We start from the raw sequence: 25,102 nt of genomic DNA, 5'->3' as shown, positions 1-25,102 counted from the left end.
ATGGTTCAGTGTTAGCGCAGGGCGGACCTGCATGCAAGTGCAGGGAACCTCTCGCGCGCGCTGCCGGTTGCCTTTGGCAAAGAGGAGCGCTTGCCATGGAATTGCATCGCGGACGATTGATCGACCATATCCAGCTCGTCGTGCGCGACCTGGCGGCGAGCCGGCGCTTCTACGGCAAGGTGTTCGAGGTGATCGGGGTGCCGATCGCCGGCGAGGGCGACGATTATTTCTGGGCGGACGAGCTGTTCATCTCGACCGCGGACAGCGCGGCGGCGGCGGGCAAGCTCACCGGCAGGCATCACATCGCCTTCCAGGCGAAGGACCGGGCGATGGTGGAGCGCTTCCATGCCGAAGGGCTGGCGGCGGGTGGCGTGGACAATGGCGCGCCGGGCGAGCGGCCCTATCATCCCGGCTATTACGGCGCGTTCCTGATCGATCCGGACGGGAATAATATCGAGGCGGTGTTCCACGGGCCGGCGGAGATTTCGGCGGATAGCGTGGTGGTGACGTTCTAGGGGTACCAGCTCCCCTCCCTGCAAGGGAGGGGCTGGGGGTGGGTGGCGAGCGTAGCGAGCGTAGCTACCGGCTCGCGATAAAGAAAAGGCCGGGCGTCGAGCCCGCCCTTTTCTAACCCACCCCTTACCCCTCCCTTGCAGGGAGGGGAGTATGAGGTGCGCGCTGCGACGCCTGATCCTTCTCCCGCACTTCCTTGAGCCACCTTGCGCGCAGTTGCGCGGTGCTGCCGGGGATCATGTCGTCTAGGAACGCCGCGGCGGCGATGCGGTCGAGGCGGAAGGTGCGGAAGCCGGTGCGCAGCTCGCACCAGGCGACGACGACGCGGGTGGTGTCGGCATAGCCGATCATCAACGGCCAGATCACCCGCTGGGTCGCGCGGCCTTCGCCATCGGCATAATCGAGGCGCAGCTTGCGGCCGGCGCGGATCCAGGCGCGCAGCTGGGCGGCGTCGATGCCGTCGACCGGCCGGTCCCAGGCCGGCACGGCGCGGGCGGCGGGATTGCCGAGGAACGGACGCATCTCTTCGGGCAGCACGGCGGCGATCTTGGCGAGCAGGTCGGTGGCGGCCCGGCCGAGGCGCTCATCTGCATGGCCGGCGACCCAGGTGGCGCCGAGCGCGACCGCGTCGATCTCGTCGGCGGTGAGCATCAGCGGCGGCAGGTCGAACCCGCTCTCGAGGACATAGCCCACCCCCGCCTCGCCGCGGATCGGTACGCGCTGGCCGATCAGCGCGGCGATGTCGCGATAGACCGAGCGCTTCGAGGTCTCGAGCTCGGCGGCGATCGCGTCGGCGGTGATCGGGCGCGTGCTCCGGCGCAGGATCTGGACGATCTGGAAGAGGCGGTCGGCCTTGCGCATTTTGCTTTTCCTTTTGCGGCATCAGCCCGCTCCCCCACCCGGCCTCCCATAGAATACTGGCGTTGGTAAGCCGGGTGGGGGAGCGGCCCGGCGCCGCAACTCCTACTGCCATGCTGCTGACACCATGCTGGCAGCAGCATGGCAGTAGGTCGAGTCCCGTCAGATCAAACGGGAGCCAGGAAATGACGACCAAGACCTATCATGGCAGCTGCCACTGCGGCGCGGTGACCTTCGAGGCGGACATCGATCTCGCCGCGGGCACCGGCAAGTGCAACTGCACCTATTGCCGCAAGCGCCGCAACTGGGGGGCGCTGCTCAAGCCCGAGCAGTTCCGGCTTTTGTCGGGTGAGGAAGCGCTGGGCGAGTATCAGTTCGGCACCAAGAGCGGGCATCATCGCTTCTGCAGCAAGTGCGGCATCGCACCGTTCGGCACCGGCTATGTCGAGGCGATCGGCGGGGCGTTCGTGTCGGTGCAGGTGCTGTGCCTCGACGACGTGCCGCTGGAGGAACTGGAGGCGGCGCCGGTCAACTATGCCGACGGGCTGCACGATGCCTGGTGGCAGGAGCCGGCGGAGAAGGGGATTTTGTGAGGCTTGAGCTGCGGACCAGCCACTTCCCGTCATCCCCGCGAAGGCGGGGATCCAGGGTAGTGCGGGATGTCCGGTGCAATCGAGCCCATGCTCTCCGGAACGGGTAAGGTAAGCCGCACGTCTGTTGCTTTTGGCTCTGGATCCCCGCCTTCGCGGGGATGACGAGGAAACGAAAAAAGGCCGGGGCGCGAACCCCGGCCTTTGCTTTGCGCAGCGCAGCGGCTTCAGAAGCCGGCGCTGAGCGTGACGAACGCCTGGCGCGGGGCCGAGGCGTGGAACACCAGCACGGTGCCCGCCGCATCGTCCGGCGCGAACACGCTGCTGTCGAAGTTCGACGCGTAGCGCTTGTTGGTGAGGTTGGTGACGTTCAGCGACAGTTTCAGATCCTGCACATAGGCGAAGGAGCCGTAATCGTAGCTGAGGCCGAAGTCGAAGGTGGTGACCGGGCCGAAGCTCTGGTCGTTGGTGTAGGTGTAGTAGCGGCGGCCGGTATACTTGCCCTGGAGCGAGGCGGAGAAGCCGCTCTTGTTCACGGTCAGCACGCTGGCGAGCATCGTCTTGGGCGTGTCCACCTGCTGCTTGCCGGCGGTCAGCTTGACCACGCAGCTGGTGGTGCACCAGTTGAGATTCTCGTCATAGGTCGACTTGTTGTACGAGGCCGAATTGTACCAGCTCAGCCAGGGCGCCGCCTTCCACAGCACGCCGAGCTCGGCACCCTTGCTGGTGACGCTGCCGGCATTGTGGAAGCTGTTGCCGCAGCCCGGATTCTGCTGCTGGTTGGTCGGGCACGGGTTGTACTGGAGCAGGCGGTTGTCGAACTTCACGTAATAGCCCGACAGCGCGACCTGAAGCGGGCCGCTGACATAGCGATAGCCGCCCTCGACGCTCTTCGAGGTCTCGGGCTTGAGATATTTGCCCTGCGCGTCCCATACCGCCTGCGACACCGACTGCGGGCCGAGTTTGAAGCCGCCCTGGAACATCGCCATGTTCTCGGCATAGCTGGCGAACAGCTCATGGCCCGGCGCGACGTTCCAGTGGACGCCGACCTCGGGGAGGAAATTGTCCTTGGCGACCAGCACGCCGCTGGCGAACTGGCTCGAGGCCGGCGGGGCCGAGGCGGCGACGCCGCGGATCGCCCGGGCGTCCGACTTGGAATAGGTGCTCTTGAAGCCGAAATCGACGCTCAGCGCGTCGTCGAACAGGCGCACCGTGTCCTGCACGAAGAACTGCTGGGTCTTCCAGTGGGTCTCCTGCACCCATTGCGCGGTGTTGGGCTGGCCCTTCAGATACTGGGCGAGGCTGAACGGGCCGGTGACGTTGGTCCAGATGTAGCGCGCGGCGCTGCTGGTATTGTCCTCGACCCACAGGCCGGCCTGGAGCTCGTTGAAGCCGATCTGCCAGTTCAGGCTGGCGAGCACGCCGGTGCGGTCGATCGTGTAGCGGGTGTCGCGGATCTGGACCGGCACGTCGTCCGCGGTGGAGCTGGTGCCCTGGTTCGACAGGCCGGCGATGAAGTTGTTGCCGGCGCCCTTGTCATTGTGGTGGTAGACCTGGGTGTGGACGCTGAGGCCCTTGGCCAGCTCGAAATCGCCCGACAGGTAGAACAGGTTGTCGTTGCGCAGGATCTGGCCGTTGGTGAAGGTGACGTCGGCATTCTTCTGCGGCGCGGGTGCGGCGGCGCACTTGGTCGGCGTCGTGGTCACCGTGCAGGCGGCGACACCGAGATAGCGCTGCCAGTTGGGCGCATAGCCGCCCCAGTCCCAGCCGAGCCGATTGAGCATGTCCTTCGACAGATAGGCGTCGTCGGCCTGGTTGGTGCGCGAGACATCGGCAAAGGCGGTGATCTTGATGCCGTCGGCCTTGTACTGGACCTTGGCGTTGAATTGTTTGCCGGTCGACTTGTTGTAGGCCGGCTGGTTCACGAACAGGTCCTGCTCGACATATTGACCCGAGACATAGGCGGAGAAGCCGCCATGCTCGCCGGTGTCGAGGCGGACGAAGGTGCGCAGGCTGCTCTCGCTGCCCACCGTCTGGCTGACCGCCAGCGCCGCGTCCTTGCTCGGATCGCGGCTGACATAGGTGAGCGCGCCGCCCAGATTGCTGGTCGAGGGGATGGCGAGGCCGGCGATGCCGGTCGCCAGATCGGCGCGGCCGAGATTCTCCGAGATCAGCGCGCGGCTGATCGTGAGGCCGTTGTAATTGTTGTAGGCGCCGTCGCCCAGCGGCATGCCGTCGAGCGTGTAGCCGAGATGGGTGGTGTTGAAGCCGCGCACCTGGAGCGAGAGCGACTGCTCGTTGACGCCGAGCGCGTCGATCGACTGCGCCATCACGCCCGGCAGGAAGTTGAGCGCCTTCTGCACGCTGGTGCCCGGCGGCAGCGTGTCGAGGTTCGACGGCAGCAGGGTCGAGACTGAGCGGGTCTGGCCGCTGCCGACCACGACGATGGTGGCGTCGCTGCCGCTGTCCGCATCGGCGACGGCGCTGGTGCTGTCGGCAGTCTGGGCGTGCGCGGCGGGCGCGAGCGACACCAGCGCGGCGGAGGCCATCAGGAACGCATAGGCGTGGGCGTGGCGCAGCCGGCGGCGCGAAAATTCGGTCATGTGATCTTTCCCATCCCGGCGACCGGCTGGCCGCCCTCGACCGGGCGGCTAGGCAGGGTTGGGGACGGTACCGTTACGGAGGCGCGACAGTTTGATGACGCAGCGGTGGTTAGCCATGTTGCGTTGCCAAATGGCAACAATCCGGAACGTTCGGACCGGCATATCGCCTTGTCGGCCCCCTTTGCCGGGCGACCGAAGTTGCAAGCAATCGCGCACAAGCGTCGGTTTTTGTTGCTGCAGCACCGTGAACATGCAGGATGCCGCCTGAAAGAGGGGAGAGCGTTTCATGCGTCGAGCGATGCGTTTCGGACTGGTGGGGCTGCTGGCATTGGGAGCCGCCGCGCCGGCCGCGGCCAAGGGACCGGACATGGATGCGGCGGTCAAGGCGGCGATGGCCGAGACCGGCGCGAAGGGCGTGGCGGTCGCGCTGATCGACAAGGGCAAGGTCGTCTCGGTCAAGACCTATGGCGCGCGCAACGCCAAGGGCGAGCCGCTGACCGCCGACACCATTATGTACGGCGCATCGCTGACCAAGGCGGTGTTCGGCTATCTGGTCACCCAGCTGGCGGCGGAGAAGAAGCTCGATCTCGACGCGCCGATCGCGGCGATGCTGCCCCAGCCGATCCCCAGCTATGGCAATCTCGACGCCTATGGCCATTGGGGCGACCTGGCCGGCGACGAGCGCTGGCGCAAGATCACGCCGCGCCATGTGCTCAACCACGCCACCGGCTTCGCCAATTTCGCGGTGCTCGAGCCCGACGGCAAGCTGCGCTTCCACTTCGATCCGGGCAGCAACTACGGCTATTCGGGCGAGGGCATCTCGCTCCTCCAGTTCGGGGTCGAGAAGGGGCTGGGGCTGAGCGTCGAGGCTGAGCTGCAGCGCCGCTTCTTCCAGCCGCTCGGCATGACCCGGACCAGCCTGATCTGGCAGGACAGCTTCGGCACCAACCTGGCGGACGGCTGGGACGAGAATGGCAAGACCGAGCCGCATGACGACCGCAGCCGTGTGCGCGCGGCGGGATCGATGGACACCACGATCCACGACCTGGCGATCATGGCGGCGGCGATGGTGCGCGGCCAGGGCCTGCCGAAGCAGTGGCGGGTCGAATATGCCCGCGGCACCCAGAAGATCCCGAGCCGGACGCAGTTCCCGACGCTCAACAACCCGGCCGGCCCGGGCGAGGGGACGGACGCGAAGGCAGCGCTGGGCGTGATTGCCTTCACCGGGCCGCAGGGGGCGGGCTGGTTGAAGGGCGGGCATAATGAAGTCACGGCGAACACGCTGGTCTGCCTGGAGAAGGGCCAGCGCTGCGTGCTGATCCTGGGCAATGACGTGCGGATCGAGAAGGCTTTCCCCAAGCTGGTCAAGGCGGCGTTGGGCGAGACCGGCGTGCCGTATCGCTGGGAATATGGGTTCAAGGACTAGGTTGCCCCGCCGGCGCAGGCCGAGGGGCCCTGCGCTGGCGGGCGGACTCCGTCCTCGCGGGACCAGCCGATGACCAGCTGCCCCCATCCGATGCCGATCATCTGACTGCGATACGCGACCGGGCTGGTGGGTGACGCCTGCGCGACGCTGCGGGGCCCCGGTGCGCCCAGCGCCAGCAGACGGGCGGCGACCTCGATATCGACCGCCATGCATGCGGCGGAAAGAAGACCCGCGCAGGTGCACAGCAGGACGATGCGTCGGCGCGCGGTCCTTGCTGCGCGTCGGGCCGCGGTTTCGTCTCGATGCGGCATCGTCATCGCTCCCCGCGCCTTCAGCGCTCACCTGCGTCGTGCGTCACCGGCACGGCACGGGGCGCACGGCGAAGCAGCAGGCAAAAGGCGAGGATGTGGGTGATCATCAGCAGCGGGACATAGAGGATGGGGATCGCATAGGCCGCGCCCAGCTGGCCGGCGACTTCGGGAAGCCCGAGCCGGACCGCATGGTAGTAGTTTCCGAGCAGGTCGCCGATACCCACCAGGTTGAAGGCGACGACCAGGGCCCGGAACAAGGAGCGCACCCGGAAGGTCGCGAGCGCCAGCAGGGCGAGCAGTCCGGTCGCCAGGTCTCCCCAGGCGGCGAAGGTGGCGAAGCTTCCGGGCAGGCCGGGGGCGACCACGCCGGGCACGATGAACACCAGGCCGAAGAAGCGGAAGGCGTGGACCATGGCGATGGCGCGATGCACCGCATCCGGCGTCATCGCGCGTGCGCGCGGCAGGCCATAGCTCAGCAGCCAGGCGAGCCATGCCGCATAGCCGAGGAGCATCTGCAGCTGAAAAATGAGGGCGACAGGCATGTCATGGGCTTTCTGCTTAGGCCGGGAAACGGCGGCTATTTCAGCGGCAGGAACAGCTCGGCGACCGGCGCATGGATCGCCACTTCCGGGAGGAGCGACAGCCAGCGCTTGCTGTATACCGGGAAGTCGCGGGCTTCCTCGCCGCTGGCCGGTAGCCAGTCGCGATAGAGGTAGAGCACTTCCGGCTCGAGATTGTTGGACGAACCGTTGGCGGCGCGCAGCACTGCGCAGCGTCCCCCGGGGATCGTCCCGGCCTTCACCTGCAGGTCGTTCGCCTCGATCGGCTGGTCGGTCGCGACGCACAGATCCATGCTGTAGTCGGCCGGGTCCGCGGGCGTCCGCTCGGAACGGAAGACCATGAAGGTCGGGCTCGTCTCCGGCGACAGGCCCGCCGCCTTGCGCCAGGCGATGAAGCGCTGGATGGTGTCGCCGAGCGTCGCCCGGTCGCCGCGGTGCTCGAGCATCGCCACGGGGGTGGGCGCCACTTCGCGGATGGTCACGTCGTCCTGAGTGTAGATCGTCTGCATGAGCTTGGTCCTCGCATTGTCGAAGGGCCCGAAGGCCGCGAGCCACTGCACCCAGTCCGGAGACTGGCGGAAGGACGAGGGCGATTGCCCCAGCCGTTGCCGAAAGGCGCGGGCAAAGGCGTCCGGCGCGTCATAGCCGGCATCCATCGCGATCTCGGTGACGCTGTCGGCATCCCCGGAGGCCAGCTGGTGCGATGCGCGCTTCATGCGGGCGAGCTGGACATAGCGATGCACCGACAGCCCGAAGGTGGCGGTGAACTGCCGGTGGAAATGGAATTTGGAGAAGGCCGCGACACGGCTCACCGCCTCCAGGTCCAGATCGCCGTCCAGATGCCGGTCGATATGGTCGAGCACCCGCTGCATCCGGCTATGATAGTTTCGAAGCGCCGCCGTCATCTTTCCTTCCTTCGTGGCGTGGCCAGCTAGCCGCAACGGCCCGTGCCGCGCTCGACCGATCTTGCGGTTCGGATGCGCCGGGTCGATTTCATTTCGGTGGCAAATTGAATCGCCAGCGGACGGCCTTCCAAAATATGTAAGGCGGGTATTTTCCGGATTCGTTTCAGTGTGAGGGGGAATCATGTCCAATTACGACGACGATTCATATTTCCAGCCGGCGAACACCAACAATCCGGAGGCGGTGACATATTGTCCCAATGACAATCCGTTCATCACTTTTGCCGGCAGGCAATGGTGGATCAACTATCACTGGACGCAGAACCAGGGCACCTATGTCTGGGAGCCGTTCCAGTCGATCTTCGATCCGACGATCATCCAGAACGGCGCGGACGGCATCCAGCTGCAGATCCTGCCCAATGCGGATCCGACGAAGGCGTGGCGGACCTCCGAGGTCGTGCTGATGGACAAGCTCGGCTATGGCAAATACCTCATCACTGCGCGCGCCGATGGCGGGTCCTTCTCGGACCTCGATCCCAATGCGGTGTTCGGGGTGTTCCTCTACCAATATTCGGATGCGCCGCCGAGCAACGGCCCGAACGTCCACCGCGAGATCGACTTTCTCGAGGTGCTGCGCAACGCCGGCGGGAACGCGCAGTTCACGCTGCAGCCCTATGACGCCTATGATCCCCACCCGGTGGAGTTCTTCAAGATCCCGTCGGGCACGAGCATGATCACGATCATCAACGACTGGTATGTCGACCAGGGCGGGAACCGCATTGCGGCCTATTCGCTCTACAGCGGTGATTGGTCGTTCGAGAATCCGCCGCCGGCGGCGGACCTGATCGCGCAATGGGCGCCGGCGCAGAATTCGACCTTTGCGACGCTGATCCCCGATCACACCGACACCAGTTGCGAGCGGCTGCACCTCAACCTGTGGCTGATGCACGGTGCGGCGCCCCAGGGGCCGCAATCGGTGACCGTGACGCGGTTCGAGTTCCAGCCGGCTTCCTAGCCGGCCGGGCGGGCGTGGGGGCTCAGGCCCCCACGGCCGTCAGCCGGTCGAGCTGTGCCCTGGTCAGCGCCACGTTCCAGCAGCCGAGCAGCTCCTCGGCCTGGGCGACCGAGGTGGCGCTGGCGATCGGGGCGGTGACGCCGGGCTGGGCGGCGAGCCAGGCCAGGGCGATCTGGGCGAGGGTGGCGCCGGTCTCGGCGGCGATGTCGTCCATCGCGGCGAGCATCGCCGGGCCCTTGGCTTCCATGAAGGCAGTCATCCGGCCGCCGCGCACGCTCTTCCCGAGGTCCGCTTCCGAGCGGTACTTGCCGGTGAGATAGCCCGAGGCGAGGCCGTAGAAGGGCACGCAGCCGATATTATACTCGACGCATAGGTCCTGCAGCTCGCCTTCGTACTTGTGGCGGCTGAGCAGGTGGTACTCGTTCTGCAGCGCACGGTAGCGGGGCAGCCCGTCGCGGGTGGCGATGTCGAGCGCGGACTTGAGGCGCATCGCATGGAAGTTCGAGGCGCCGATCGCCTGGACCTTGCCGGCCTGGATCAGCCTGTCGAACGCGGCGAGGACTTCCTCCTGCGGCACGTCCTCATCGTCCTGATGGGCGAAATACAGGTCGATCGTCTCGACGCCGAGGCGCTTGAGGCTGGCGTCGCAGGCGGCGGCGATGCGCGCCGGGGCGAGCTTGGTGCCGCCTTCGCCGTCGAGCATGCCGACCTTGGTGGCGATCTTCACCTGGCCGCGCTTGCCCGACTGCCGGAGCCATTCGCCGATGATCGTCTCGGACTCGCCGCCCTGATGTCCCGCCACCCAGGCCGAATAGACATCGGCGGTGTCGACCAGCGCGCCGCCGGCTTCGGCGAAGCGGTCGAGCACCGCGAAGCTGGTCGCCTTGTCGGCGGTCCAGCCGAAGACGTTGCCGCCGAGGATCAGCGGCGGCGTCTCGATGCCGCTCGCGCCAAGGTCCCGCTGGTTGCTCATTGCTGGTTTCCGTTGCTGGCGTTGATGTCGGTTGCGGCCGCCGCCGCATCGAGATCGCGCGACTGGCTGGCGCTCAACCCGCCATGGCTGTCATCGGAGCCTTCGCCGCCGCCACAGGCCGCGAGTGCGAGGAGCAGGAGGAGCGAGGCCAGGCGCATGGGCTTATTCGTCGCCCGAGCCTTCGTCGCCCGAACCCTCGCCCGCGGCGTTGCCGACCGGCACGGCCTGGTCGTAATTGCTCTCGGCGGCGCCAAAGGCTGCATTCTCGGCGGCGTTCACGTCGCTGACCGCTTCGCCCATCGTGTTGCTGTCGCCGGCGACCGATTCATTGGCCTCGGCGGCTTCGTTCTTCGCCTTGTTGCCGCAGGCCGACAGGCCGAGCAGCGCGACCGCCGCGAGCGGGAGGAAGATCTTGCGCATGGATGCGTCCCTTTTGCCGTAATTGCTCCCGCGCAGGGCTAATCGGGCGCGGAGTCGCGTGCAAGGCGCATGCGATGCGTTGACCTCATATAAAGATATCTTTATATCTATAACCGCCATGCAGCAGGCTCTCGCCATCTTCCGTGCCCTTGCCGATTCGACGCGGCTGCGCATCCTTGCGCTCGTCCGCTCGATGGAGCTGAGCGTGGGCGAGCTGGCGCAGGTGCTCGGGCAGAGCCAGCCGCGGGTCAGCCGGCACGTGAAGATCCTGTGCGACGCCGGGCTGCTCGAGCGGCGCAAGGAAGGTAGCTGGGTGTTCGTCGGGCTCGGTGCCGAGCGCAAGGTCGAGCCGGTGCTGGCCGCGCTCGACCGCTGGGACGAGGCGGATCACTGGATGGTCGCCGACGAGGCCCGGCTGGCGGCGGTCCGGGCCGATCGCGCCACGGCGGCGGCGGACTGGTTCGAGAGCAATGCCGGCGAATGGGATGCGATCCGCTCGCTCCATGTCGCCGAGAGCGAAGTCGAGGCGGCGATGTCGCGGGCGCTGGGCGAGGCCGCGGTCGGCTGCCTGGTCGATATCGGCACCGGCACGGGCCGCATGCTCGAACTGTTCGCGCCGCGGGCCGAGCGGGCGCTGGGCATCGACCGGTCGAGCGAGATGCTGCGGCTGGCGCGCGCCAAACTTTCCGAGCGCGGGCTGGCCAATGCCGAGCTGCGCCAGGCCGACCTTTATGCGCTGCCGCTGCAGGATGGCGGGGCGGACCTCGCCATATTGCACCATGTGCTGCATTTCGCGCAGCAGCCCGGCGCGGCGATCGGCGAGGCGGCGCGGGTGCTCGCGCCGGGCGGCCGGCTGCTGATCGCCGATTTCGCGCCGCACGAGCGCGAGGAGCTGCGCAGCAAGGACGCGCATACCCGCCTCGGCTTCTCCGACGAGCAGGTGCTCGGCTGGTTCGAGGCGCATGGACTCGCGCCCGTCCAGGTCGAGACGCTGGAGGGCGGCGAGCTGACGGTGAAATTGTGGCTCGGTCGCAAGACCGGGCAGGTGAATGAAAAGGTGAGGGCCGCATGACTATCCTTGACCCGCTGGCGGCGCCGCTCTTCGCGGACGTGGCGGGCGATATCGACGTAAGCTTCGAATTCTTCCCGCCCAAGACGGAGAAGATGGAGGAGACTTTGTGGGAGTCGATCGAGACGCTGAGCCCGCTGGGGCCGCGCTTCGTCTCGGTCACCTATGGCGCCGGCGGCTCGACCCGCGAGCGCACCCACAACACGGTGGCGCGGATCGCGCGCGAGACCGGCATCCCGGCGGCGGCGCACCTCACCTGCGTCGAGGCGACCAGGGAAGAGATCGACCAGGTCGCGCAGGAATATTGGGCGGCGGGCGTGCGGCACATCGTGGCACTGCGCGGCGATCCGCCCCGCGCCGGCGAGAAATATGCGACGCATCCGGGCGGCTATGAGAATGCCGCCGACCTCGTCGCCGGACTGCGCAAGCTGCATCCGTTCGAGATCTCGGTCGCGGCCTATCCGGAATGCCATCCGGACTCGCCCAATCCAAGCGCGGACATCGAGAACCTCAAGCGCAAGATGGATGCGGGCGCCACGCGCGCTATCACCCAGTTCTTCTTCGAGCCCGAGACCTTCTTCCGCTTCCGCGACGATTGCGCCAAGGCCGGGATCGACGCGGAGATCGTGCCGGGGATCATGCCGGTGATGAACTTCGCCAGCGTCCAGCGCATGTCGGCGATGTGCGGCACCGACGTGCCGGCCTGGATGGGCCGGCTGTTCGAGGGGCTCGACGCGCATCCTGCCGCGCGCCAGCTGGTCGCGGCGACGCTCGCGGCAGAACTGTGCCGCAAGCTCTATGCGGGCGGGGTGCGCCAGTTCCACTTCTACACGCTGAACCGTGCCGAGCTGAGCTACGCGATCTGCCATCTGCTGGGCGTGCGGCCGAAGGTGCCGGCGCTGGTTGGGGCGTAGATTTCCTTATTCCCCTCCCGCTTGCGGGAGGGGCTAGGGGAGGGGCTGTCCCTCCCGCCTAAGAGTACAGGCCCTCCCCCGACCCCTCCCGCAAGCGGAAGGGGAGGAAGAAGGAAGTTATGATGACTGCACGCGAGAAACTGCTGGCCGAGGCCGCCAAGCGCATCCTGATCACCGACGGGGCGTTCGGCACCGAGATCCAGAATTGGAAGCTCGAAGAGGCCGCCTATGCCGGCGATCTCGGGCTCAGCCACGACCAGAAGGGCAACAACGACATCCTCGCGCTGACCAAGCCCGAGGTGCCGGAGAGCATCCACCGCGCCTATTTCGAGGCGGGCGCCGACATTGCCGAGACCAACACCTTCTCGGCCAACCGGATCAGCCAGGCCGATTACGGCGCCGAGCATCTGGTGCGCGAGATCAATGTCGAGAGCGCTAAGCTCGCCCGCCGCATCGCCGACGAGTTCGAGGCCAGGGATGGCCGTCCGCGCTTCGTCGCCGGCGCGCTGGGGCCGACCAACAAGACGCTGTCGCTGAGCCCGGACGTCAACGATCCGGGCTATCGCGAGATCGACTTCGACTACCTCAAGGACGTCTATCGCGAGCAGATCGACGCGCTGGTCGAGGGCGGGATCGACTTCGTGCTGATCGAGACGGTGTTCGACACGCTCAACGCCAAGGCGGGCATCATGGCGGCGATCGAGGCGGCCAATGATCTCGGCCGCGACCTGCCGATCATGCTGTCGATGACCCTGACCGATCTTTCGGGGCGCAATCTTTCGGGCCACACCGTCGAGGCCTTCTGGCACGCGGTGCGCCACGCCCGGCCGGTGACGATCGGGCTGAACTGCTCGTTCGGCGCCGAGCAGCTGCGCCCGCACGTGAAGACGCTGTCGCAGAATTGCGACACGCTGATCATGGTCTATCCCAATGCCGGCCTGCCCAACGAGCTGGGCGCCTATGACGAGGCGCCGGCGACCACCGCGGGCCTCGTCAAGGAATGGGCCGATGCCGGGCAGGTCAATGTGTTGGGGGGCTGCTGCGGCTCGACCCCGGCGCATATCAAGGCGATTGCCGATGCCGTTGCGGGTCTGCCTGCGCGGCCGATCCCGAAGCCGGAGGTGCGGACCAAGCTGGCCGGGCTCGAGCCGTTCACGATGGCGGCCTAGTCCCCCTTCCGCTTGCGGGAGGGGCTAGGGGAGGGGCTGTCCTCCTCTGCTCCGCCCGAGATGTTACTGCCCCTCCCCCGACCCCTCCCGCAAGCGGAAGGGGAGCTGAAGAAGAAGACCAATGACCACCGCCTCCTCCACCAGTTTCGTCAATATCGGCGAGCGCACCAACGTCACTGGCTCTGCGCGCTTCAAGAAGCTGATCATGAACGGGGATTATGCCGCCGCCGTCGAGGTGGCGCTGCAGCAGGTGGAGGCCGGCGCGCAGGTGCTCGACGTCAACATGGACGAGGGCCTGCTCGACGCGCACGAGGCGATGACCACCTTCCTCAAGCTGATCCAGGCCGAGCCCGACATCGCGCGGATTCCGGTGATGGTCGACAGCTCGAAATGGGACGTGATCGAGGCGGGGCTCAAGTGCGTGTCGGGCAAGCCGATCGTCAACTCGATCAGCATGAAGGAAGGCGTCGACCAGTTCCTCGAGCATGCCCGCAAGTGCATGGCGTACGGCGCCGCCGTGGTGGTGATGGCGTTCGACGAGACCGGCCAGGCCGACACCCAGGCGCGCAAGGTCGAGATTTGCGAGCGCGCTTACAAGCTGCTGGTCGGCATCGGTTTCCCGCCCGAGGACATCATCTTCGATCCCAATGTCTTCGCGGTGGCGACGGGCATCGAGGAGCACAACAACTACGGCGTCGACTTCATCGAGGCGTGCCGCGAGATCAAGGCGCGCTGCCCGCATTGCCATATCTCGGGCGGCCTATCGAACCTGAGCTTCTCGTTCCGCGGCAACGAGCCGGTGCGCAAGGCGATGCACTCGGTGTTCCTGTACTATGCCATCCCCGCGGGCATGGACATGGCGATCGTCAACGCCGGCCAGCTCGACGTGTACGACCAGATCGAGCCCGAGCTGCGCAAGGCCTGCGAGGACGTGATTCTCAACAAGGATCCCGAGGCGGGCGACCGGCTGGTCGCGCTCGCCGAGAAGTTCCGCGGCACCGATGCGGTGGCGGAGAAGCAGGCGGCGGAGTGGCGCGGCTGGGCAGTCGAGAAGCGGCTCGAGCATGCGCTGGTCAAGGGCATCGACGCGCATGTCGTCGAGGATACCGAGGAATGCCGCCAGGCGGTGTTCGCCGCGGGCGGGCGCCCGATCCAGGTGATCGAAGGCCCGCTGATGGACGGCATGAACGTGGTCGGCGACCTGTTCGGATCGGGCAAGATGTTCCTGCCGCAGGTGGTGAAGTCGGCGCGCGTGATGAAGAAGGCCGTCGCGCATTTGATGCCCTATATCGAGGCGGAGAAGTCGGAAGGGTCCAAGGCCAAGGGCCGCGTGATCATGGCGACCGTGAAGGGCGACGTGCACGATATCGGCAAGAACATCGTCGGCGTCGTGCTGCAGTGCAACGGCTTCGAAGTTATCGACATGGGCGTGATGGTGCCCTGGTCGGACATCCTCAAGGCCGCCAACGAGAATGACGCGGACATGATCGGCCTGTCCGGCCTGATCACCCCGAGCCTCGACGAGATGGTGACCGTCGCCGAGGAGATGCAGCGCTCGAACATGACGATGCCGCTGCTGATCGGCGGCGCGACCACCAGCCGCGTCCACACCGCGCTCAAGATCGAGCCGATGTACAAGGGGCCGGTGGTGCATGTGCTCGACGCGTCGCGCGCGGTGGGCGTGGCGACGGCGCTCGTCTCGGACACGCAGCGCGACGATTATGTCGCCAGGGTCGCGGCCGAATATGAGCAGGTGCGCCAGGCGCGCGCGGGCCGCGGGCAGAGCGAGCTGCTGCCGATCGACAAGGCGCGCGACAACGCCTTCGAGGCGGACATGAGCCTCAAGCCCGGCAAGCCGCGCATGCCGGGCGTGCATAGCTTCGACGACTGGGACCTGAAGGACCTGCGCCAGTATATCGACTGGACGCCGTTCTTCCGCGCCTGGGAACTGGCGGGTAACTATCCGGCGATCCTGACCGACGAAGTGGTGGGCGAAAGCGCCTCGTCGTTGTTCGCCGACGCGCAGAAGATGCTCGACACGATTATCGCCGAGAAGTGGCTGACTGCGCGCGGCGTCGCCGGGCTGTGGCCGTGCCGGCGCAAGGGCGACGACGTCATCGTCCATGTCGGCGACGAGGAGCATGTCACGCTGCCGATGCTGCGCCAGCAGATCGCGAAACGGGAAGGCCGGGCGAACATGTGCCTGGCCGATTTCATCGACACCCAGGGCGACTGGATCGGTGGCTTCGCGGTCTCGATCCACGGCATCGAGCCGCACCTCGCGCGCTTCAAGAACGCGATCGACGATTATTCGGACATCCTGCTTAAGGCGCTGGCCGACCGTCTCGCCGAAGCCTTTGCCGAGCGCCTGCACCAGTTCACCCGCACCTCGCTATGGGGCTATGCCGAGGGCGAGCAGCTCGACAACGAGGCGCTGATCCGCGAGCAGTATCGCGGCATCCGCCCGGCACCGGGCTATCCCGCCTGCCCCGAGCACAGCCTGAAGCCGATCCTGTTCAAGATGCTCGACGCGCATCACAGGACCGGCATCTCGCTGACCGAGAGCTTCGCGATGCTGCCGACCGCGGCGGTCTCCGGCTTCTATTTCGGGCACCCCCAGGCCGAGTATTTCGGCGTGGCGCGGATCGGGCAGGACCAGCTCGAGGATTATGCGGCGCGTCGCGGGATCGATGTCGCGCTGGCGACGCGCTATCTGCGGCCGAACCTGGATTGAGATCGGATCGGGGAGCACCGTGTTCCTGCGAAAGCAGGAGCCTAGGGCCGTTCGGTACTTCGCCACCCTGGGCTCCTGCTTTCGCAGGAGCACATGGAATGGGCGGGGAGAATCACGGCTGCGTATACGATCCCTTGGTCCAGCCCGCAGTGCCGGGATCGCTGCAATATTCGGTCGTGACGTTCTCATTGGTCACATAGAGGCGGATATGCTCGCCAGCCGAATCCTGCCACACCGTGACCGAGGACTGCGAGCCCGGGAAGGTGGCGCCGGCGACCCAGCCCTGGCCGTCGTTGCAGCGCTCGCTGATCGTGTAACCGTCGCTCGAATAGACGCGGATGTGCAGCGCGTGGCTGCTGTCGAACCAGCTCGCGGCGCTGGTGCTGATCGGATAGCTCGGATTGTCGCTGGACATGTGCCTCTCCCCCTTTTGCGGTGGAGAGGCTCTCCGGTTCCGCGAAACGGTGCAATCGGCATTGGGTCCGGATCGGTGCGGCGCGGGTGCTAGCACTTTAATCTGGGTTGATCGGGGAACGTCGGGCAATCGATAAGGTTGTGCGATCGACACGATCCCCGGAGCCCGCATGACCGAGAAGAACAGCGAAAAAACCTCGGTAACCAAGCAACTTGGCCCCGGGCTGATCACCGGGGCGGCGGACGACGATCCCAGCGGCATCGCCACCTATTCCCAGGCCGGCGCCCAGTTCGGCTATGGCCTGATGTGGACGATGCTGCTCACCTATCCGCTGATGTCGGCGGTGCAGCTGGCGAGCGCGCATATCGGGCGGGTGACCGGCAAGGGCCTGGCCGAGAACATGCGCGAGGTGATGCCGCGCTGGCTGCTGACCCTGCTCGTCACCATCCTGTTCGTCGCCAACACGATCAACATCGGCGCGGACATCGCCGCGATGGGCGATGCCGCGCAGCTGGTCGCCGGATGGGGCGACCACTGGTTCACGATCTTCTTCGCCTTCGCCAGCCTGATGCTGCAGGTGTTCGTGCCCTATCACCGCTATGCGCGTGTGCTGAAGTGGCTGACCCTGTCGCTGCTCGCCTATGCCGCGGTGGTGATCGTGGTGAAGGTCGACTGGGCGGCGGCGGCCACCGGACTGGTGGTGCCCAAGCTCAGCGGGCCGCAGGCGGTCGCTACGGTGGTGGCGATCTTCGGGACGACGATCAGCCCCTATCTCTTCTTCTGGCAGACCGCGCAGGAGGTGGAGGAGATCGAGGACGACGACGAGGCGAAGCCGCTGAACGAGGCGCCCGACCAGGCGCCGCGCGAGATCAAGCGGATGCGGATCGACACGCTGGTGGGCATGGCCTTCTCCAACGTGATCGCGCTGGCGATCATGATCGCGGCGGCGGCGACGCTGCACCAGCAGGGCGTCACCCAGATCGACACCGCCGCCGATGCGGCCAAGGCGTTGCAGCCCGTGGCCGGCGACTTCGCCTTCGCGCTGTTCGCGATCGGCATCATCGGGACCGGCCTGCTCGCGGTGCCGGTGTTGGCGGGCTCGGCGGGCTTCGCGGTGAGCAACGCGCGCGGCTGGCGCTGCGGGCTGGAGCACAAGGTGAGCGAGGCGCCGGGCTTCTACGGGGTGATCGCGCTGGCGACGCTGCTCGGCATCGCGCTCGACTGGTCGGACATCCCGCCGATCCAGGCCTTGTTCTGGAGCGCGGTGGTCAACGGCTTCGCGGCGGTGCCGATCATGGCGGTGATGATGATCATCGCCACCCGCAAGAGCCTGATGGGCGAGTTCCGGATCAAGGGTCCGATGCTCTGGCTCGGCTGGGCGGCGACGCTGGTGATGGGCGCGGCGGCGGCGGCGATGCTGATCTGGCAATAGGACCTTTCCGGACCTGTCTTGCCGCCTAGCCCTGAGCCGCTAAGCTTGGCCCCAAATTCAGGGGAAGAGGGCACCCAAATGGCGGACGGCGCGAGCGAGCCGACGGGCAAGGACATCCGGCTGGTGATCGGCGCTTCGTCGCTGGGCACGATCTTCGAATGGTATGACTTCTTCATCTGGGGGACGCTGACCGCCACCGGCATCCTGCAGCATACCTTCTTCCCGGCCGGCAACGACGTGTTGGCGAGCCTGCTCGCCTGGGCCGCCTTCGCGGTCGGCTTCGGCTTCCGGCCGCTGGGCGCGGTGCTGTTCGGCTATCTCGGCGACCGGATGGGGCGGAAATACACCTTCCTCGTCACCATCACCGTGATGGGCCTGGCGACCGCCGGGATCGGCCTGGTGCCGGGCTATGCCGCGATCGGCGTGGCCGCGCCGGTGCTGATCCTGATCATGCGGGTGGCGCAGGGGCTGGCGCTGGGCGGCGAATATGGCGGCGCGGCGATCTATGTCGCCGAGCATTCGCCGGGCGGGCGTGCCGGCTTCCACACCAGCTTCATCCAGGCGAGCGTGGTCGGCGGCTTCATCCTGAGCCTGGCGGTGGTGCTCGCGTTCAAGACGCCGATGCCGGCCGCGACCTGGGAGGCCTGGGGCTGGCGGCTGCCCTTCCTCTTCTCGATCCTGCTGCTCGCCGTGTCGCTGTGGATGCGCCTCAAGCTGTCCGAGAGCCCGGTGTTCAAGGCGATGAAGGAAGCCGGCGAGACCGCGAGCAACCCGTTCCTCGAGAGCTTCACCTATCCGGGCAATCTGCCGCGCCTGTTCGTCGCCCTGTTCGGCATCGCGGCGGGGCTGACGGTGATCTGGTACACCTCGATGTTCTCGGTGCTGTCCTTCCTCACCGGGCCGATGCGGATGGACCCGACCACTGCGCAATTGATCTGCGGCGGAGCGGCGCTGGTCGGCTGCTGCTTCTTCGTGCTGTTCGGCCATCTCTCCGACCGGATCGGGCGCAAGAAGCCGATCGTGATCGGCTATGCGCTGACCCTGGTGCTGCTCTTCCCCTTGTTCTGGACGATCGGCGGGGCGGCCAATCCGGGGCTGGCGGAATCGGCCAAGCGGGCGCCGGTCGTGGTGCGCGGCCCGAACTGCAACTACGATCCCTTCGCCGCGAAGCAGGCCGATGCCTGCGGCCAGATCCTCGACCATCTCTCCAAGAAGGGCATCGCCTACAAGACGATGAAGGCCGATGCGGTGGTGGTCACTATCGGCGGCGTGCCGGTGCCGGACATGCGCCCGGCCGGGCTCGACGCGACGCTGGAGGCGGCGGGGTACCGGCTCGAGCGGATCGTGCCCTCGGCGGGCAATATCGCGGTGATCGTGCTGGCGATGCTGGGGCTGATGGCGCTGGCGGGGGCGACCTATGGCCCGGTGGCGGCATTGCTCAGCGAGATGTTCCCGAGCCGAATCCGCTATTCGTCGATGTCGATCCCCTATCACCTCGGCACCGGCTATTTCGGCGGTTTCCTGCCCTTCATCAGCCAATATGTCGTCGCGCGGACCGGCGATCCCTATGCGGGCCTCTGGTACACGATCGCCGTGGTGGCGATGGCGCTGGTGGTGACCGCGCTGGGATTGCAGGAGACGGTGAAACCGCCGCGCAAGGTCCATCACCATCTTTGAATGGGTCGGGGCCATTGCGGCCCGGGGGCGCACCCTGTAACCGCAGGGACATGACTGCACCCCTGCGCCTGCGGCTGGACAGCGCCGCGCTCGTCTCGAACTGGCGGCACCTGGCGAAGCTGAGCGGCAACGCCGCGTGCGGCGCCGCGATCAAGGCGAACGGCTATGGCCTGGGTTCGCGCGGGGTGGCGCAGCGGCTGGCCGGGGCGGGGTGCCGCGACTTCTTCGTCGCGACCTGGGCCGAGGCCGAGGCGCTGGCCGATCTCGGGCTGACGGTCTCGGTGCTGCACGGGCTGCGCGCCGACGATCCGCTCGACGCGACCTGTGCCCGGCCGGTGCTGAGCACGGCGGAGCAGGTGATGCGCTGGAAGCCGACCGGGCGGCCCTGCGACGTGATGGTCGATACCGGCATGAACCGGCTCGGCGTCTCGGCCGAGGAGATCGGCGCGGGGCTGCTCGACGGGCTGGCGATCGAGACGCTGCTGAGCCATCTCGTCTCCGCCGACGAGGACGTGCCGCTCAACGCACGGCAGCTTGCGGCGTTCGGCGCGCTCAAGGGGAAGACCCAGGCGAAGCGGATGAGCCTGGCCAATTCGGCGGGCATCGCGCTCGGCGCCGACTATGCCTTCGATCTCACCCGGCCGGGCATCGCGCTCTATGGCGGCTGGCAGCGGCCCGGGCATGACGCGATCCGCCAGGTGGCGACGCCCGAGGCGCAGATCCTCCAGCGCCGCACGGTGCGGGCGGGCGAGAGCGTGGGGTACAATGCGACCTGGACCGCGCCGGCGGATACCGAGGTGGCGATCCTCAACCTCGGCTATGCCGATGGCTATCTGCGCTGCTTCTCGGGCAAGGGGCTGGCGCGGGCGGAAGGCGTCACGCTGCCGCTGATCGGCCGCGTCTCGATGGACCTGACCGCGATCGACGTGACGGCGCTGCCGGGACTCCGCGAAGGCGACTGGGTGGCGATGTCCTATGCGCTGCCCGAGACGGCGGCGCTGAGCGGGCTGTCGCAATACGAGCTGCTGACCGGGCTCGGCCCGCGCTACGACCGGATCTGGCGCTGAGCCGCTCTGCGGCGTTGCCCTGCCGGGCGGGCATGGTAAGCCTCGGCGATGACCAGCATAGCCGAAGCCGAGAAGATCGTCCGTCAGGGAGCCGCTGCGCTTCAGTCCGGCAACCTGCAGAGCGCCCGTGAAGCCTTTCGGCAGGTCACGCGGACCGGAATGGCCAATGCACAGATCTGGCTGTTGCTGGCGCACACTGCCGCGCAGCTCCGCGATTGGGCGGAGGTAGAGCAGGCGAGCGATGCGGTGCTGGCGCGCGACGGCTCGAATCTGCGCGCGCTGGTGCTCAAGGGTGACGCGCGCGACGGGCTGGGTGACGCGCGGGGCGCATCGAGCTTCTATCTGAAGGCAACCCGGCTGGCTGAGGCGACGCAAGGGATTCCAGCCGATCTGGCAGCGGAGGTGCGCCGCGGAGGCGAGCGTGCACGTGCGATTTCGAGCGAGTTTCGGCGGCGACTGGCCAGCCGCCTCGATGCCGCCGGGTTGGATGCGGCCCGCCGGTCGCGCCGGTTCGAGGAATCGCTGGGCATTCTGAGCGAGGAGAAGCAGATCTATCTCCAGCAGCCGAGCGCCTATTATTTCCCCGGTTTGCCGCAAATCCAGTTTTACGAGCGCGAGCAGTTCGCCTGGGCGGCGGCGCTGGAAGCTGCAGCGGGCGCGATCCGCACCGAGCTTGACGCCGCGCTGGCCGGAAAGGACGGCTTTCGCCCGTATCTCCAGTCACGCATCGACCGGCCGAGCTATGATTTTCATGGACTGCTCGACAATCCTGCCTGGAGCACGCTCTATCTGTGGGAGAATGGTGCAGCGACGCCGGGCGCGCGCGACCGGTTTCCACAGACCTTTGCCGCACTCGAGCAGGTGCCGATGCCGCACATCACCACGCGCGCGCCGTCGATCCTGTTCTCGCTGCTCCAGCCGGGCGCGCGGATCGAGCCGCATCACGGGATGATCAACACGCGACTGATCTGCCATCTGCCGCTCATCGTGCCGCCGGGCTGCGGCTTCCGCGTCGGCAACGAAGTCCGCGAATGGGAAGTCGGCAAGCTCCTGATCTTCGATGACACGATCGAGCATGAAGCATGGAATGACAGCGGCGAGGATCGCGTGGTGCTGATCTTCGACATCTGGCGTCCCGAGTTGGACGAGGGTGAGCGCCGTGCCGTGACTACCATGTTCGAAGCGATCGACGCCGGCTGACGACGGGCTCGCTATTGCCGGGCGGCATCACGCCTTCATGCACGGATACGGGACAAAAAAGGGGGCCGCCGAAGCAGCCCCCTTCCTTTTTGTGTCGTAGCGGATCGGCTTAGAGGCCGATCTTCACGCCGGCATAGAAGTAACGGCCGATCGCGTCGAACGGCGAACCGCCCGCCACACCGAGCTCGCCGAGCGGCGGCTTGGTGTCGAACAGGTTGTCGACGCCCAAGTAGAAGGTGAACTGCTTGTTCGCCTTAATGTCCAGCTTCACGGCATGGTAGAACACATCCTGATACCAGATCGGGAAGTTGGCGTCCGCATTCTGCGGCGGACGGCCCTGGAGCGGGAAATAGTTCTCGTACGCGCCGATCGTCTGCTTGCCGATATAGTTGACGTTCCAGCGGAGCGTCGCCGGGCCGGCACCGACGAGGAAGGTGGCATTGGCCGCCCACTGCGGATCGCCCAGCTCCTGGAGCTGCTGATCCTTGATCGTCGGGTTGGTCGGGCTGACATAGTTGTCGCGCTCGATCACATAGGTGAGCACGCCGTGGAAGTTGAACGACCAGAAGTCGTCGAACTTCTTGGCGTAGTTCATCTCGAAGTCGATGCCGCGTGCGGTGCCCTTCGCGAAGTTGATGCCGGCCGAGGTGAGGGCCGGATCCTGGAAGGTGAAGTCCGCGTTACGGGCAGTGAGCAGGCCGCAATACTCATTCGGCTGCGGCAGATCGTAGCACTGATTGAGGATGGTCTGCGCACCGAGGACTTCGATACGGTTATTCAGCGTGATGTTGTAATAGTCGGCGGTGAAGGTGAAGCCCGGCATGAACGACGGAGTGAACACGCCGCCGATCGTCCAGCTGCTCGACTGCTCTTCGCTCAGGCTCGGGTTGCCTGCCGAGAGATAGCCGGTGCTGGCCGCGCGCGCCGGAGCGTTGATGAACCCGACCGGAATGCCCTGCGCCGAGCAGTTGGTGGCGCGGTTGGTGGTGCCATTGCCGATGTAGAGGGCATCACACGGATCCTGCAGGAACGCGAAGTTCTGCGAGGCCGACGAGTAAAGGTCGTCCAGCGTCGGCACACGCACCGAGCGCGAATAGTTCACGCGGAAGCGGAAGTCCCGGACCGGACTCCAGGTGCCGCCTGCGTTCCACGCGAAGGTGCTGCCGGCGCTGGTATTGTAGTCCGAGTAACGGGCCGCGCCGGTGATCGTCAGTTCGCGCGCGAACGGCAGGTCCTTGAGGAGCGGGATCGAAAGCTCGCCAAAGACTTCCTTCACTTCGAACGCGGGCGGATCGAACTCCGAGAACGCGTTGAAGAAGGTGCCGCCTGCGGCCGAGCGCGGATCGGCAACCTGGTACGCGGTCTCACGGCGATATTCGCCGCCGAGCACGAACGCGACCGGACCACCCGGAAGCTCGAACACCTGCGAGCTGTCGCCCGAGACGTAACCGAGGATGTCGAGTTCGCTCGCGTTGCTCTTCACCCACGAAGTGGTGTTGACGAAGTTGAGCGCGGCAGCACTCGGAGCACCATAGCCGAACATGTTGATCGGCACGCAGTCCGAACGCGTCACGGTCACCTGGTTCACGCGGCAAACGATCTGGCCAGCGCCATTGCGGACCGCATCGTAAGCGAGCGAGAAGCCGTCGAGATTACCGGCGGTGTCGGCGATCACCAGGTCGTTGTGCTCGTCCTGGCGGATCTTGACTTCGCCATAGGTTGCCGAGAGCTCATAGTGCCAGTCGTCGTTGAAGTTGCCGCGGAGGCCGGCGACGATGCGCCAGGTATCGCGGGTGACGATCTCGCTACGGCCACCGAAGTCGACGTTGAAGCGGCCCAGCGGCAGCGACTGGGTGTTGGTCGCACCGGCCGAGCAATAGCCGATCGCCTGGAGCGAGGCGAGGTTGGCCGCCGTCAGGAAGGCGTTGTCGCAGGTGAGATTCGGCAGGCCGATCGTGTTGGCGATCGACTGGTAGAAGCTCGGCTGGCCTTCCTGGATCGATTTCAGGTGGACGTACTTGCCTTCCGCGAAGACCTCGAGGGCCGGCGAGAACTCGAACTTGAACAGCGCGTTGGCGTTGTAGCGATCGAGGCCCGGAGCCAGCTGACCGGTTTCACGCAGCGTGGTGCCCGGCACCGCCGAGTTCGGGTTGCTGATGACGTTGCCCGAGCCGTAGGGACGGAAGTCGAGCGAGGGCACGTCTTCCAGCAGCTGCCCCGACGGGCTGAAGCGGAAGGTGCGCGGCTGACCGTAGATCGTGCCGGGATTGAGGCAGCGTGCGGCGCCGATCGCGGCGTTCGCGCCATTCGGGCCATAGGCTGCGTTCTGGCAGTTCGCGGCCGACAGGTTGGCGAGCATCGTGCCGCCGGTCGAGATGTTGTTGTTGCGGACGCCGCACAGATAGATGCTGTCCGGCACGCCGTCGCCGCTTTGCGGCTCGCCCGTGGTGAAATCGTTCAGCTGCATCTGGCAGCGGCCCGAATAGGCACCGGTGATGTCGTCGCGCTGGTTGTTATAGAGCGCATCAGCGTGGGTATATTCGAAGTTGGCGGCGATGTTGCCACGGCCACCGGCAAAGTTGGTGCCGGCGGTGCCCGAGACGAAGTAGATGTTGCGGTCGCCGTGGTTCGAGATACCGTTCTGGGCGTTCAGCTTGATGCCCTCGAAGTTATCCTTGAGGACGAAGTTGACCACGCCCGCGATCGCGTCCGAACCGTAAACGGCCGAGCTGCCGCCGGTGATCACGTCCACGCGCTCGATAAGGTCGCTGGGGATGGTCTGCACGTCGACAAGGAAGCTGCCCGGAAGCGCCGTGACGTGGCGACGGCCGTTGACGAGCACCAGGGTGCGCTCGATGCCGAGGCCGCGAAGGTCGAGCAGGTTCAGGCCGGTGGTGCCGATGAAGCGGGTCGAGTTCGCCTGGCTGTAGGTCGAGCGAAGCGCCGGAAGTTCGTTGAGCTTGTCGCCGATGCTGGCGCTGCCGCTGACCGCGAGGTCTTCAGCGGTCATCGTGGTGACCGGGCTGATGGTTTCGAGGTTGGGCTGGCGGATACGCGAACCGGTAACGACAATCGTTTCGTCGGTCGGCGGGCAGTTCTCGGTGCCGGGAGTGCAGGCTTCTGTGGTTTCCTGCGCCCAGGCCATGCCCGGCACGGTAAGAAGGGAGCCCGCGAGTGCGGTCGCGCCAAGTAGGCGGGTGAGTTTCATTGATATGCCCCTCCGGGCGGGATGCCCGAAGGACACAGTGAGACGG

General features: G+C 66.5%; 22 protein-coding genes. 12 read left to right on the top strand and 10 right to left on the bottom strand.

What is annotated here, in order from left to right; translation table 11 throughout:
• The first annotated feature begins 95 nt into the window (after nucleotides 1–95).
• Nucleotides 96–515 carry a VOC family protein gene (locus tag J2W22_RS00410; RefSeq protein WP_307116297.1) on the top strand — a complete coding sequence of 140 codons (420 nt, stop codon included), beginning with the start codon at nucleotides 96–98 and terminating at the stop codon, nucleotides 513–515.
• Nucleotides 516–639: 124 nt separating this feature from the next.
• On the opposite strand, the gene J2W22_RS00405 is transcribed toward J2W22_RS00410, so the two are convergent.
• Entirely contained in the window at nucleotides 640–1,374 is a 735-nt protein-coding gene (locus tag J2W22_RS00405; protein WP_307116296.1) for a helix-turn-helix transcriptional regulator, read from the bottom strand.
• A 182-nt stretch (nucleotides 1,375–1,556) separates the two neighbouring features.
• Here J2W22_RS00405 and J2W22_RS00400 point away from each other — a divergent pair, with 182 nt between their 5' ends.
• Nucleotides 1,557–1,964 (top strand): GFA family protein, encoded by a 408-nt coding sequence (locus tag J2W22_RS00400; RefSeq protein WP_307116295.1) that lies wholly within the window; start codon nucleotides 1,557–1,559, stop codon nucleotides 1,962–1,964.
• Nucleotides 1,965–2,188: 224 nt separating this feature from the next.
• Here J2W22_RS00400 and J2W22_RS00395 read toward each other — a convergent pair whose 3' ends face one another.
• Nucleotides 2,189–4,564, bottom strand: coding sequence for a TonB-dependent receptor (locus J2W22_RS00395; protein ID WP_307116294.1), 2,376 nt, complete (start codon nucleotides 4,562–4,564; stop codon nucleotides 2,189–2,191).
• Between the two features lie 286 nt (nucleotides 4,565–4,850).
• Between J2W22_RS00395 and J2W22_RS00390 the strand changes: the two genes are divergently transcribed.
• On the top strand, nucleotides 4,851–5,990 hold the full coding sequence (locus J2W22_RS00390) for a serine hydrolase domain-containing protein (protein ID WP_307116293.1): 1,140 nt from the start codon (nucleotides 4,851–4,853) through the stop codon (nucleotides 5,988–5,990).
• Here the strand turns inward: J2W22_RS00390 and J2W22_RS00385 are convergent.
• Genes J2W22_RS00385 through J2W22_RS00375 form a run of 3 tightly spaced genes read right to left on the bottom strand, consistent with a single transcriptional unit; the run spans nucleotide 5,987 to nucleotide 7,766 of the window.
• On the bottom strand, nucleotides 5,987–6,307 hold the full coding sequence (locus J2W22_RS00385) for a hypothetical protein (protein ID WP_307116292.1): 321 nt from the start codon (nucleotides 6,305–6,307) through the stop codon (nucleotides 5,987–5,989). The genes J2W22_RS00390 and J2W22_RS00385 overlap by 4 nt on opposite strands.
• Nucleotides 6,308–6,321: 14 nt before the next feature.
• Nucleotides 6,322–6,843 (bottom strand): hypothetical protein, encoded by a 522-nt coding sequence (locus J2W22_RS00380; protein ID WP_307116291.1) that lies wholly within the window; start codon nucleotides 6,841–6,843, stop codon nucleotides 6,322–6,324.
• A 35-nt stretch (nucleotides 6,844–6,878) separates the two neighbouring features.
• A complete protein-coding gene (locus J2W22_RS00375) occupies nucleotides 6,879–7,766 on the bottom strand; it encodes an AraC family transcriptional regulator (RefSeq protein WP_307116290.1) in 888 nt (295 codons plus the stop codon).
• A gap of 181 nt (nucleotides 7,767–7,947) precedes the next feature.
• On the opposite strand from J2W22_RS00375, the gene J2W22_RS00370 reads away from it, so the two are divergent.
• Nucleotides 7,948–8,778 carry a hypothetical protein gene (locus J2W22_RS00370; RefSeq protein WP_307116289.1) on the top strand — a complete coding sequence of 277 codons (831 nt, stop codon included), beginning with the start codon at nucleotides 7,948–7,950 and terminating at the stop codon, nucleotides 8,776–8,778.
• 22 nt (nucleotides 8,779–8,800) lie between these two features.
• Here the strand turns inward: J2W22_RS00370 and J2W22_RS00365 are convergent, their stop codons facing one another.
• Genes J2W22_RS00365 through J2W22_RS00355 form a run of 3 tightly spaced genes read right to left on the bottom strand, consistent with a single transcriptional unit; the run spans nucleotide 8,801 to nucleotide 10,171 of the window.
• Entirely contained in the window at nucleotides 8,801–9,751 is a 951-nt protein-coding gene (locus J2W22_RS00365) for an aldo/keto reductase (protein ID WP_307116288.1), read from the bottom strand.
• Nucleotides 9,748–9,909, bottom strand: a complete 162-nt coding sequence (locus J2W22_RS00360; RefSeq protein ID WP_307116287.1) for a hypothetical protein — start codon at nucleotides 9,907–9,909, stop codon at nucleotides 9,748–9,750. Before J2W22_RS00360 ends, J2W22_RS00365 begins: the two co-directional genes overlap by 4 nt.
• A 4-nt stretch (nucleotides 9,910–9,913) precedes the next feature.
• Entirely contained in the window at nucleotides 9,914–10,171 is a 258-nt protein-coding gene (locus J2W22_RS00355) for a hypothetical protein (protein WP_307116286.1), read from the bottom strand.
• A gap of 118 nt (nucleotides 10,172–10,289) precedes the next feature.
• Here J2W22_RS00355 and J2W22_RS00350 point away from each other — a divergent pair, with 118 nt between their 5' ends.
• The 4 genes from J2W22_RS00350 to metH all read left to right on the top strand — a co-directional run bounded on the left by J2W22_RS00350 (nucleotide 10,290) and on the right by metH (nucleotide 16,057).
• Entirely contained in the window at nucleotides 10,290–11,243 is a 954-nt protein-coding gene (locus J2W22_RS00350; protein ID WP_307116285.1) for an ArsR/SmtB family transcription factor, read from the top strand.
• Nucleotides 11,240–12,154 (top strand): methylenetetrahydrofolate reductase, encoded by a 915-nt coding sequence (gene metF / locus J2W22_RS00345; RefSeq protein ID WP_307116284.1) that lies wholly within the window; start codon nucleotides 11,240–11,242, stop codon nucleotides 12,152–12,154. The genes J2W22_RS00350 and metF overlap by 4 nt, the downstream gene beginning before the upstream one ends.
• Nucleotides 12,155–12,276: 122 nt before the next feature.
• Nucleotides 12,277–13,323: a homocysteine S-methyltransferase family protein gene (locus J2W22_RS00340; RefSeq protein WP_307116283.1), complete on the top strand. Its 1,047-nt coding sequence runs from the start codon at nucleotides 12,277–12,279 to the stop codon at nucleotides 13,321–13,323.
• A gap of 121 nt (nucleotides 13,324–13,444) precedes the next feature.
• Nucleotides 13,445–16,057: a methionine synthase gene (gene metH / locus J2W22_RS00335; protein WP_307116282.1), complete on the top strand. Its 2,613-nt coding sequence runs from the start codon at nucleotides 13,445–13,447 to the stop codon at nucleotides 16,055–16,057.
• Nucleotides 16,058–16,169: 112 nt separating this feature from the next.
• Here metH and J2W22_RS00330 read toward each other — a convergent pair whose 3' ends face one another.
• Entirely contained in the window at nucleotides 16,170–16,472 is a 303-nt protein-coding gene (locus tag J2W22_RS00330; protein ID WP_307116281.1) for a hypothetical protein, read from the bottom strand.
• Between the two features lie 169 nt (nucleotides 16,473–16,641).
• On the opposite strand from J2W22_RS00330, the gene J2W22_RS00325 reads away from it, so the two are divergent.
• The 4 genes from J2W22_RS00325 to J2W22_RS00310 all read left to right on the top strand — a co-directional run bounded on the left by J2W22_RS00325 (nucleotide 16,642) and on the right by J2W22_RS00310 (nucleotide 21,848).
• The gene (locus tag J2W22_RS00325; protein ID WP_307116280.1) at nucleotides 16,642–17,904 is read left to right on the top strand and encodes an Nramp family divalent metal transporter; all 1,263 of its coding nucleotides are present in this window, start codon (nucleotides 16,642–16,644) and stop codon (nucleotides 17,902–17,904) included.
• Between the two features lie 78 nt (nucleotides 17,905–17,982).
• The gene (locus J2W22_RS00320; RefSeq protein WP_307116279.1) at nucleotides 17,983–19,581 is read left to right on the top strand and encodes an MFS transporter; all 1,599 of its coding nucleotides are present in this window, start codon (nucleotides 17,983–17,985) and stop codon (nucleotides 19,579–19,581) included.
• Between the two features lie 50 nt (nucleotides 19,582–19,631).
• Complete coding sequence (locus J2W22_RS00315) at nucleotides 19,632–20,648, top strand: alanine racemase (RefSeq protein WP_307116278.1); 1,017 nt, start codon at nucleotides 19,632–19,634, stop codon at nucleotides 20,646–20,648.
• Nucleotides 20,649–20,696: 48 nt separating this feature from the next.
• The gene (locus tag J2W22_RS00310) at nucleotides 20,697–21,848 is read left to right on the top strand and encodes an aspartyl/asparaginyl beta-hydroxylase domain-containing protein (RefSeq protein WP_307116277.1); all 1,152 of its coding nucleotides are present in this window, start codon (nucleotides 20,697–20,699) and stop codon (nucleotides 21,846–21,848) included.
• Nucleotides 21,849–21,957: 109 nt separating this feature from the next.
• Here J2W22_RS00310 and J2W22_RS00305 read toward each other — a convergent pair whose 3' ends face one another.
• Nucleotides 21,958–25,056: a TonB-dependent receptor domain-containing protein gene (locus J2W22_RS00305; protein ID WP_307116276.1), complete on the bottom strand. Its 3,099-nt coding sequence runs from the start codon at nucleotides 25,054–25,056 to the stop codon at nucleotides 21,958–21,960.
• Between the last annotated feature and the right edge of the window lie 46 nt (nucleotides 25,057–25,102).

The sequence above is a fragment of the Sphingomonas kyeonggiensis genome (assembly GCF_030812785.1).
In the GTDB taxonomy this organism is placed as follows: domain Bacteria; phylum Pseudomonadota; class Alphaproteobacteria; order Sphingomonadales; family Sphingomonadaceae; genus Sphingomonas; species Sphingomonas kyeonggiensis_B.
Note: the sequence above shows the minus strand (reverse complement) of the source record. Positions and strands in the feature narration are given on the sequence as shown.

Bases quoted from the DNA above. Each gene is read 5' to 3' on its own strand.
- J2W22_RS00400 (WP_307116295.1), top strand. From the start codon at position 1,557: ATGACGACCAAGACCTATCATGGCAGCTGCCACTGCGGCGCGGTGACC.
- J2W22_RS00360 (WP_307116287.1), bottom strand. From the start codon at position 9,909: ATGCGCCTGGCCTCGCTCCTCCTGCTCCTCGCACTCGCGGCCTGTGGC.
- J2W22_RS00340 (WP_307116283.1), top strand. From the start codon at position 12,277: ATGACTGCACGCGAGAAACTGCTGGCCGAGGCCGCCAAGCGCATCCTG.
- J2W22_RS00325 (WP_307116280.1), top strand. From the start codon at position 16,642: ATGACCGAGAAGAACAGCGAAAAAACCTCGGTAACCAAGCAACTTGGC.
- J2W22_RS00390 (WP_307116293.1), top strand. From the start codon at position 4,851: ATGCGTCGAGCGATGCGTTTCGGACTGGTGGGGCTGCTGGCATTGGGA.
- J2W22_RS00355 (WP_307116286.1), bottom strand. From the start codon at position 10,171: ATGCGCAAGATCTTCCTCCCGCTCGCGGCGGTCGCGCTGCTCGGCCTG.
- J2W22_RS00370 (WP_307116289.1), top strand. From the start codon at position 7,948: ATGTCCAATTACGACGACGATTCATATTTCCAGCCGGCGAACACCAAC.
- J2W22_RS00365 (WP_307116288.1), bottom strand. From the start codon at position 9,751: ATGAGCAACCAGCGGGACCTTGGCGCGAGCGGCATCGAGACGCCGCCG.
- J2W22_RS00350 (WP_307116285.1), top strand. From the start codon at position 10,290: ATGCAGCAGGCTCTCGCCATCTTCCGTGCCCTTGCCGATTCGACGCGG.
- J2W22_RS00375 (WP_307116290.1), bottom strand. From the start codon at position 7,766: ATGACGGCGGCGCTTCGAAACTATCATAGCCGGATGCAGCGGGTGCTC.
- J2W22_RS00320 (WP_307116279.1), top strand. From the start codon at position 17,983: ATGGCGGACGGCGCGAGCGAGCCGACGGGCAAGGACATCCGGCTGGTG.
- J2W22_RS00310 (WP_307116277.1), top strand. From the start codon at position 20,697: ATGACCAGCATAGCCGAAGCCGAGAAGATCGTCCGTCAGGGAGCCGCT.
- J2W22_RS00380 (WP_307116291.1), bottom strand. From the start codon at position 6,843: ATGCCTGTCGCCCTCATTTTTCAGCTGCAGATGCTCCTCGGCTATGCG.
- J2W22_RS00405 (WP_307116296.1), bottom strand. From the start codon at position 1,374: ATGCGCAAGGCCGACCGCCTCTTCCAGATCGTCCAGATCCTGCGCCGG.
- metF (WP_307116284.1), top strand. From the start codon at position 11,240: ATGACTATCCTTGACCCGCTGGCGGCGCCGCTCTTCGCGGACGTGGCG.
- J2W22_RS00410 (WP_307116297.1), top strand. From the start codon at position 96: ATGGAATTGCATCGCGGACGATTGATCGACCATATCCAGCTCGTCGTG.
- J2W22_RS00395 (WP_307116294.1), bottom strand. From the start codon at position 4,564: ATGACCGAATTTTCGCGCCGCCGGCTGCGCCACGCCCACGCCTATGCG.
- J2W22_RS00315 (WP_307116278.1), top strand. From the start codon at position 19,632: ATGACTGCACCCCTGCGCCTGCGGCTGGACAGCGCCGCGCTCGTCTCG.
- J2W22_RS00385 (WP_307116292.1), bottom strand. From the start codon at position 6,307: ATGACGATGCCGCATCGAGACGAAACCGCGGCCCGACGCGCAGCAAGG.
- J2W22_RS00330 (WP_307116281.1), bottom strand. From the start codon at position 16,472: ATGTCCAGCGACAATCCGAGCTATCCGATCAGCACCAGCGCCGCGAGC.
- J2W22_RS00305 (WP_307116276.1), bottom strand. From the start codon at position 25,056: ATGAAACTCACCCGCCTACTTGGCGCGACCGCACTCGCGGGCTCCCTT.
- metH (WP_307116282.1), top strand. From the start codon at position 13,445: ATGACCACCGCCTCCTCCACCAGTTTCGTCAATATCGGCGAGCGCACC.